The 7,617-nt window shown below is 71.6% G+C and carries 5 protein-coding genes, 2 pseudogenes and 1 riboswitch; of the genes and pseudogenes, 5 read left to right on the forward strand and 2 right to left on the reverse strand.

Annotation, left to right across the window (positions count from 1 at the left end; genetic code table 11):
- Window positions 1–118 precede the first annotated feature (118 nt).
- From AC2W7A_RS06985 to AC2W7A_RS07000, 4 genes and pseudogenes are all read left to right on the forward strand, one after another.
- Window positions 119–804: pseudogene (locus AC2W7A_RS06985) on the forward strand (exonuclease domain-containing protein).
- A gap of 153 nt (window positions 805–957) precedes the next feature.
- Window positions 958–1,053, forward strand: a riboswitch (SAM riboswitch).
- An 8-nt stretch (window positions 1,054–1,061) separates the two neighbouring features.
- Entirely contained in the window at window positions 1,062–2,198 is a 1,137-nt protein-coding gene (locus AC2W7A_RS06990; protein ID WP_485990721.1) for a methionine ABC transporter ATP-binding protein, read from the forward strand.
- Window positions 2,195–2,875, forward strand: coding sequence for a methionine ABC transporter permease (locus AC2W7A_RS06995; protein ID WP_485990722.1), 681 nt, complete (start codon window positions 2,195–2,197; stop codon window positions 2,873–2,875). The genes AC2W7A_RS06990 and AC2W7A_RS06995 overlap by 4 nt, the downstream gene beginning before the upstream one ends.
- A gap of 77 nt (window positions 2,876–2,952) precedes the next feature.
- Window positions 2,953–3,807 (forward strand): MetQ/NlpA family ABC transporter substrate-binding protein, encoded by an 855-nt coding sequence (locus tag AC2W7A_RS07000; protein WP_485990723.1) that lies wholly within the window; start codon window positions 2,953–2,955, stop codon window positions 3,805–3,807.
- Window positions 3,808–4,020: 213 nt separating this feature from the next.
- Here the strand turns inward: AC2W7A_RS07000 and hemL are convergent, their stop codons facing one another.
- Window positions 4,021–5,331: a glutamate-1-semialdehyde 2,1-aminomutase gene (gene hemL, locus AC2W7A_RS07005; RefSeq protein ID WP_485990724.1), complete on the reverse strand. Its 1,311-nt coding sequence runs from the start codon at window positions 5,329–5,331 to the stop codon at window positions 4,021–4,023.
- A pseudogene (gene hemB, locus AC2W7A_RS07010) lies at window positions 5,328–6,312 on the reverse strand (porphobilinogen synthase). The gene hemL and the pseudogene hemB overlap by 4 nt, the downstream one beginning before the upstream one ends.
- A 273-nt stretch (window positions 6,313–6,585) precedes the next feature.
- Between hemB and AC2W7A_RS07015 the strand changes: the two are divergent.
- On the forward strand, window positions 6,586–7,557 hold the full coding sequence (locus AC2W7A_RS07015; protein ID WP_485990725.1) for an NYN domain-containing protein: 972 nt from the start codon (window positions 6,586–6,588) through the stop codon (window positions 7,555–7,557).
- Window positions 7,558–7,617: the final 60 nt, after the last annotated feature.

The following is a 7,617-nucleotide window of genomic DNA, read 5'->3' on the forward strand; positions in this document are numbered from 1 at the left end:
GTTGGGCGTAGGTCTTGGTTGATTCGTTGGCAGGGAAGGACGGGGTAAGCCGTTGTCCGTTGTCACGACCAGTCTCATCCTGGCAGGGGGAGGGGGGGGGCGCGGTAGCGTGGAGACCGTGAACTGGCATGAGCAGATCCGGGCGGGCTTCGACCTGGAGACCACCGGACGGGACCCCTCGAAGGCACTGATCGTCACGGCGACGATCGTCATGGTCGACGGCGAGGGCACAGCCCGATCGTCCGCCGAGTGGCTGCTGGACCCGGGCGTGCCGATCCCGGAGGAGGCCGCCGAGGTCCACGGTGTCACCACCGCCAGGGCCCAGGCCGAGGGGATGCCCGCCGCACAGGGCATCACGGAGATCCTCGAGACGCTGCGGGACCTCTTCCGCGCCGGGATCCCGGTCATCGCGTTCAACGGGGTGTACGACTTCACCGTGATGGACCGTGAGGCCCGGCGCACGGGCTGACGCCCCTGGACCCGAAGCCGGTGCTGGACCCGTTCGTGCTGGACCGCCAGATGGACCGCTTCCGCAAGGGCAAGCGCACCCTGTCCGTGGTCTCGGAGCACTACGGCGTCACCCTGGAGAACGCCCACACCTCGGCGGCGGACGCCCTCGCCGGCGTCCACGTCGCAGACGCCCTCGCCCGCACGTACGACAGGCTGCGCATCGACCCCGCCGAGCTGCACGAGCGGCAGGTGACCTGGAAGGCCGAGCAGGCCGCCAGCTTCGAGGAGTACCTGCGCCGTAAGGACCCGCAGGCCACCGTGTCCCGCGCCTGGCCGGTCGAGCCGCAGGCCTGACCCGCCGCAGGACGGGAATTGTGACGCCATGTGACGTCGCTGTCGGAGAGGGAGGCCACAGCGGCCTGTCCGCGCGGCGCCCCCGCCCCCTTCCGGTGCTTTACTGCTCTACGTCGAGTACGCGTCGTGGGCACCACCCCCGCCCGCGACGCCCGCCCATCTGGAGCGGCTGAGAGACCTGGCTCTGTGACGCCGCAGCAACCACGTCCCCGATCGGGACGCAGGTGCTACCGCCAGGACCGATGGAAGGAAGACGCATGTCTCACAGCGCTGCCGTGCCCGCGCATCACACGCCCGGCACCGGCCCCTCCCCTGCCTCCGGCACCACCCCTGCCGGCGGACGCCGTGCCGCCGCCCCGATGATCTCGGTGCGGGACCTGACCAAGACGTTCACCCAGGGGTCCCGCACGGTCGAGGCCCTGCGCGGCGTCTCACTGGACGTCCCGGCCGGTTCGATCCACGGCATCATCGGCCACTCCGGCGCCGGCAAGTCCACGCTGGTGCGCTGCCTGACGATGCTCGAGAAGCCGACCTCCGGGGCCGTCGAGGTCAACGGCCTGGACCTGGCCTCCGTGTCCGCCGGCGACCTGCTCAAGGCCCGCCGACGCATCGGCATGGTGTTCCAACACGCCAACCTGTTCCACTCCCGCACCGTCCGTGACAACGTGGCGTATCCGCTCGAGGTCACCGGTGCGAAGGCCGCCGCCCGCCGCACCCGCGCCGACGAGCTCCTGGCACTCGTGGGTCTGGAGGGCTTCGCGGACTCGTACCCGGCCCAGCTCTCCGGCGGCCAGCGCCAGCGTGTGGGCATCGCCCGCGCTCTGGCCTCGGACCCGGACGTGCTGCTCTGCGACGAGCCGACCTCCGCCCTCGACCCGTCCACCACGGACGGCATCCTGGACCTCATCGCGGACCTGTCCTCCCGCCTCGGCCTGACCGTCCTGGTCATCACCCACGAGATGCACGTGGTCAAGCGCCTGTGCCACTCGGTCTCCCTGCTGGACGCGGGACGGATCGTGGAGTCCGGAGACCTGGCCTCCGTGGCCGCGGACCTCGACTCCCGCCTCTCGTCCGCCCTGCTGCCGCTGCCGGCCTCGGCACTGGCCCACGGCGGCCTGCTGCTGGAGACCCTGGCCACCGGTGAGGCCGCCGCCGTCCCGGTGTCCCGGCTCGTGGAGCGCGGTGCCGGTGCCGATGTGGAGCTGCTCGCGGGCTCCGTGGAGGACCTCGCCGGCCGCCGCTTCGCCCACCACCTGCTCCGCCTGCCGGACACGGTGGACCCGGACAGCGTGATCGCGGACCTGCAGCCGCACGGCGTCCGTGCCCGCCTGCGCACCCGTGCCGAGCTGGCCGACGCACAGTCCCATGCCGACGGCTTCGGAGGTGCGCAGTGACCTGGCCGACCGACCTTTTCTCCAACCCGGCCCTGACCACGGCCCTGCCCGAGGCGATCGTGGAGACCCTGCTGATGGTCGTGATCTCGGGCGTGGCCACGGTGCTCATCGGCGGCGCACTCGGTGTGCTGCTACACATCGGCCGCCCCGGCGGCCTGCGCCCTCTGCCGGGCGTGTATCCGATCCTGTCCGGCGTGATCGTGAACATCACCCGTTCGATCCCGTACGCCATCCTCATGGTCGCCCTGATCCCGTTCACCGCGTGGCTCGTGGGCACCTCGATCGGTCCGATCGCCGCGTGCGTCTCCCTGACCATCGGCACCGCCCCCTTCTTCGCCCGCCTCGTGGAGGCCGCCCTGCGCGAGGTCCCGTCCGGCACCGTGGACGCCGCCCAGGTCATGGGCTCCTCACGCCGGCATATCGTGCAGAAGGTGCTGCTGCCTGAGGCCCTGCCCGGACTGGTCGCGGCGATCACCACCACCCTGGTGACCCTCGTGGGCTACTCCGCCATGGCCGGCCTGATCGGCGGCGGCGGCCTCGGACGCCTTGCGTACAACTACGGCTACCAGCGCTTCGACACCGGTGTGATGGTCGTGACCATCGTGGTCATGGTGATCCTCGTCCAGCTGATCCAGTGGATCGGCGACCTCGTCGTCCGCCGGGTCGACCACCGCTGACCCCTCGGCGCTCCTCCTCCCCCTCCGCCCCCGCTCCGCGCCCCCGCACCCGGGCCGCCCTCCCGAAAGGAACCACCATGTCCCGCACCACCACCTCCCTCACCCGTCGTGTCGCCCTCGGGCTGGGCGGCGTCGCCCTGGCCTCCGTGCTCGCCGGCTGCGGCGCCTCCGGCGGCGCCGACACCGCCGAGCCGAACCCGGACAAGCCGGTCGTCGTGAAGGTCGGCGCCAACCCGGTGCCGCATGCCCGCGTCCTCGAGTTCGTGGACCAGAACCTGGCCCAGGAGGCCGGCATCGACCTGGAGATCCAGGAGTTCGACGACTACCAGCAGCCCAACATCTCGCTCGACGAGGGCTCGATCGACGCGAACTACTACATGCATGAGCCGTTCTTCGACGCCCAGGTCGAGGAGAAGGGCTACGAGTTCGAGCACGGCGAGGGCGTGCACATCGAGCCGTACGCCGCGTTCTCGAAGAAGCACGATAAGGCCGGGGACATCCCGGAGGGTGCCACGGTCGCCATCACCAACGACCCGGGCAACCAGCCGCGTGCCCTGAAGCTGCTGGAGAAGAACGGCCTGCTGAAGGACATCGAGGACGACTCGGCCGCGCTGACCCTCACCGAGGAGCAGAACCCGAAGAAGCTGAAGTTCGAGGAGAACAACCCGGAGATCCTCGTGCAGATCGCCCAGGACCCGAAGATCGACCTGGCGATCATCAACGGCAACTACATCCTGCAGGCGGGCATGTCCACGGACGACGCCCTGTTCGTGGAGGACGCCAAGGACTCCCCGTACGCCAACTTCCTCGCCTGGCGCACCGGGGAGAACACCCCGGCCATCCAGAAGCTGGACGAGCTGCTGCACTCGGACGAGGTCAAGCAGTACATGGAGGAGACCTGGCCGAACGGCGACGTCACGCCCGCGTTCTGATCCGCTGAGCCGGCGGGCCCGGAGGCGGCGTCGGGCCCATTGCTGTCCTGCAGATGGCCGTTCTCAGGTCGAATCGGGCCGTGAGAGCGGCCGTGTGCAGGACAGCAACGTCGGGCGGCACTGCGCAGCCCGCCCGGACCTACGACGACGGCGCCCCACCTCAACGAGGTGGGGCGCAGTGCGTCTGTGGTCGGTTCGGCCGGACCTGACCGGTCAGCTCTGCGGGGTCGCCTTCGCGGCGGCCTCGGCGGCGGCCGGCAGCGCGTCGAGGACGTGCTGGACGGCGGCGTCGTCGTGGGCGGCGGAGACGAACCAGGCCTCGAACACCGAGGGTGGCAGGTACACACCGGAGGCCAGCATGGACTGGAAGAACGGGGCGTGGCGGAAGACCTCCTGGCCCTGAGCGGCGGCGTAGTCCTTCACGCCGTGCGCCGAGGTGCCGAAGGCGACAGAGAACAGGGTGCCTGCGCGCTGGATGGAATGGTCCACACCCGCGGCGGACAGCGCCGAGGTCAGGCCCTCGCGGATCGCGTCCGAGGCGGCGGCCACGCGGGCGTAGGCGGCCTCGTCGGCGTTCGCGAGGGTCGCGTGGCCGGCGGCCATCGCGACCGGGTTCCCGGAGAGCGTTCCGGCCTGGTACACCGGGCCGAGCGGGGCCAGGTGCTCCATGATCTCGGCGGAGCCGCCGAGGCCGGCGGTGGGCAGGCCGCCGCCGATCACCTTGCCGAAGCACCAGATGTCCGGGGTCCAGCCCTCGACCTCGCCGGACAGGCCCCAGCCGCCGGTGGCGGTGGCGCGGAAGCCGGTGAGGACCTCGTCCCAGATGAGCAGGGCACCGTGCTTGGCGGTGATCTCGCGGAGGAACCGGTTGAAGCCGTCGGCGGGCTCCACCACACCCATGTTGCAGGGCACGGCCTCGGTGATCACGGCGGCGATCCGCTCCCCGTGCTCGGCGAAGACGGCCTCGAGCGCCTCGGGCGAGTTGTAGTCCACCACGATCGTCTCGGAGGCGGCGGCCTCGGTGACGCCCGCGGAGCCCGGCAGGGCCTGGGTGGCGACACCGGAGCCGGCGGCGGCGAGCAGGCCGTCCGAATGGCCGTGGTAGCAGCCGGCGAACTTCACGATCAGGTTCCGCCCGGTGACGCCGCGGGCCAGGCGCAGGGCGGTCATGGTGGCCTCGGTGCCGGTGGACACGAAGCGCACGCGCTCGACCGGCAGGCGGGAGGTGATCAGCTCGGCCAGCCGGGTCTCGCCCTCCACGGAGGTGCCGAAGGACAGGCCCGCGTCCACGGCCTGGTGCACGGCCTCCACCACGGCGGGGTGCTGGTGGCCCAGGAGCATCGGGCCCCAGGAGCAGACGAGGTCCACGTAGCGGTTGCCCTCGACGTCGGTGAGGTACGGGCCCTCGGCGGAGGCCATGAAGCGGGGGGTGCCGCCGACGGAGCCGAAGGCGCGGACGGGCGAGTCGACGCCGCCGGGGATGACGGCCTGGGCTGCGGCGAAGGCCGCGGCGTTGGTGGTCACAGGGACCCCTCCTTGATCCAGCGGCGAGCTCGGCCGCGTAGTAGGTGAGCACGGACCCGGCGCCGGCACGCCGGATGGAGAGCACGGACTCGGCGATCGCGGCGCGGCGGTCGATCCAGCCGTTGGCCGCGGCGGCCTCGATCATCGTGTACTCGCCGGAGATCTGGTACGCGGACACCGGGACGTCGGCCAGCTCGGCGACGTCTCGGACGATGTCCAGGTAGGACATGGCCGGCTTGACCATGACCATGTCGGCACCCTCCTCGAGGTCCAAGGAGACCTCGAGCAGCGCCTCGGTGCGGTTCGCCGCGTCCATCTGGTAGGTCTTGCGGTCGCCCTTGAGCTGGGAGTCCACGGCGTCGCGGAAGGGCCCGTAGAACGCGGAGGAGTACTTGGCGGCGTAGGCGAGGATGACGGCGTCCTCGTGGCCGGCGGCGTCGAGGGCCTCGCGGATGACGCGGACCTGGCCGTCCATCATGCCGGAGGGGCCGAGCACGTCGGCGCCGGCCTCGGCCTGGGCCACGGCCATCTGCGCGTAGATCTCCAGCGTGGCGTCGTTGTCCACGGCGCCGTCCTCGCGGAGCACGCCGCAGTGGCCGTGGTCGGTGAACTCGTCCAGGCACAGGTCGGACATCACGACGAGCCCGTCCCCCACCTCCGCCTTCACGTCCCGGATGGCCCGGTTCAGCACGCCCTCCGGGTCGAGGCCGGCGGAGCCCTCGGCGTCGCGGGACTCGGGGACGCCGAACAGCATGATGCCTCCCAGGCCGAGCTCGGCGCCTCGGCCGCCGCGGCCTTCAGGGAGTCGGCGGTGTGCTGCACGACGCCCGGCATCGAGGCGATGGGCAGCGGCTCGTCCGCGCCCTCCTTGATGAAGGCGGGCAGGATCAGCTCGGACGGGTGCAGGCGGGTCTCGGCGACCAGGCGGCGCATCGCCGGGGACTGACGCAGGCGGCGCGGGCGCCGGAGCGGGAACGGCATGGGGACGTCATCTCCTCGAGAAGGTTTTTCCGGGGGCCGGACGGGCCGACGGTCCGGCCCTCCACTCTACCGAGGACGTGGCGGGGCGGGTCCACCGAGGACGGTGACGGACGGGCCTCCGCGCGGCGGGTACGTCTCGTCGTCCGCCCCGCGATCCCTTGAGGACACCCCGGCCGCCGCGCACTCCCCGGCCGCCGGCCGCGCAGGGCGAACCGGCGGCGGCAGGCGAGGGGCCGTCGTCGGGACGGGGCGGAGCCCGCGTAGGGTGGAGGCATGACCTCCCCCTCCCCTGCTGGCACGCGCATCGCCGTGCTCATCGACTGCGACAACGTCTCCCCGTCCTACGCCACCCTGATCCTGGAGGAGCTGGCCAGCCACGGCACGCCCACCATCAAGCGCGCCTACGGCGACTGGACCACCACCAACCTCAACGGGTGGAAGAAGACGCTGAGCACCCTGGCGATCCAGCCGATGCTGCAGATCGCCAACACCGTGGGGAAGAACTCCTCGGACTCCGCGCTGATCATCGACGCGATGGACCTGCTCTGGATGGGCAACGTGGACACCTTCGCGATCGTGTCCTCGGACTCGGACTTCACCCGCCTGGCCATGCGCCTGCGCGAGTCCGGCAAGCGCGTCATCGGCCTGGGCGCTCGCAAGACCCCGGCCTCCCTGCGCAACGCCGTGGACCAGTTCGTGTACCTCGAGCTGCTGAAGAAGGCCGCCGAGGCCGAGGACGAGCACGCCGACGAGGCGTCGGAGGACACCGCCGACGAGGCCGAGGAGACCAAGCCCTCGAGCCGTTCCCGCTCGCGCGGCGGACGCGGCGGCGGCAACGGCGCCGGCGGCCACCGGAAGTCCTCCCCCGCGAAGGAGGAGTCCGACGAGGAGGTCGAGAAGCCGGCGAGGAAGGGTGCCCCGAAGGAGTCCTCGTCCGGCGCACGCTCGGACGACGTCACCCCCGTGTTCTCGGACGCCGAGACCGCCGACGACACCCCGCGCATCAACCTGCAGTCCGCCCTGGTCAAGGCGGTCAACGCCACCTCCGGGGACGACGGCTGGGCCTCCCTCGGCGTGATCGGCCAGCACCTGTCCCGCACGCACGCGGACTTCGACCCGCGCGACTTCGGCTACCGCAAGCTCTCCGACCTCGTGGAGGACCAGTCCTACCTGCAGACCCGCACCGAGGGCCGCACCGTGGAGGCCTCGGTGAAGGCGCGCCGTCGCCGCCGCGCGGAGGGCTGATGGCCGCACAGACCATCGTGCTCAGCCAGGCGGGGGCCACGCGGGCGGGGCGCCGGGGCA

The sequence above is a fragment of the Micrococcus sp. LASM2_SD2 genome (genome assembly GCF_057364565.1).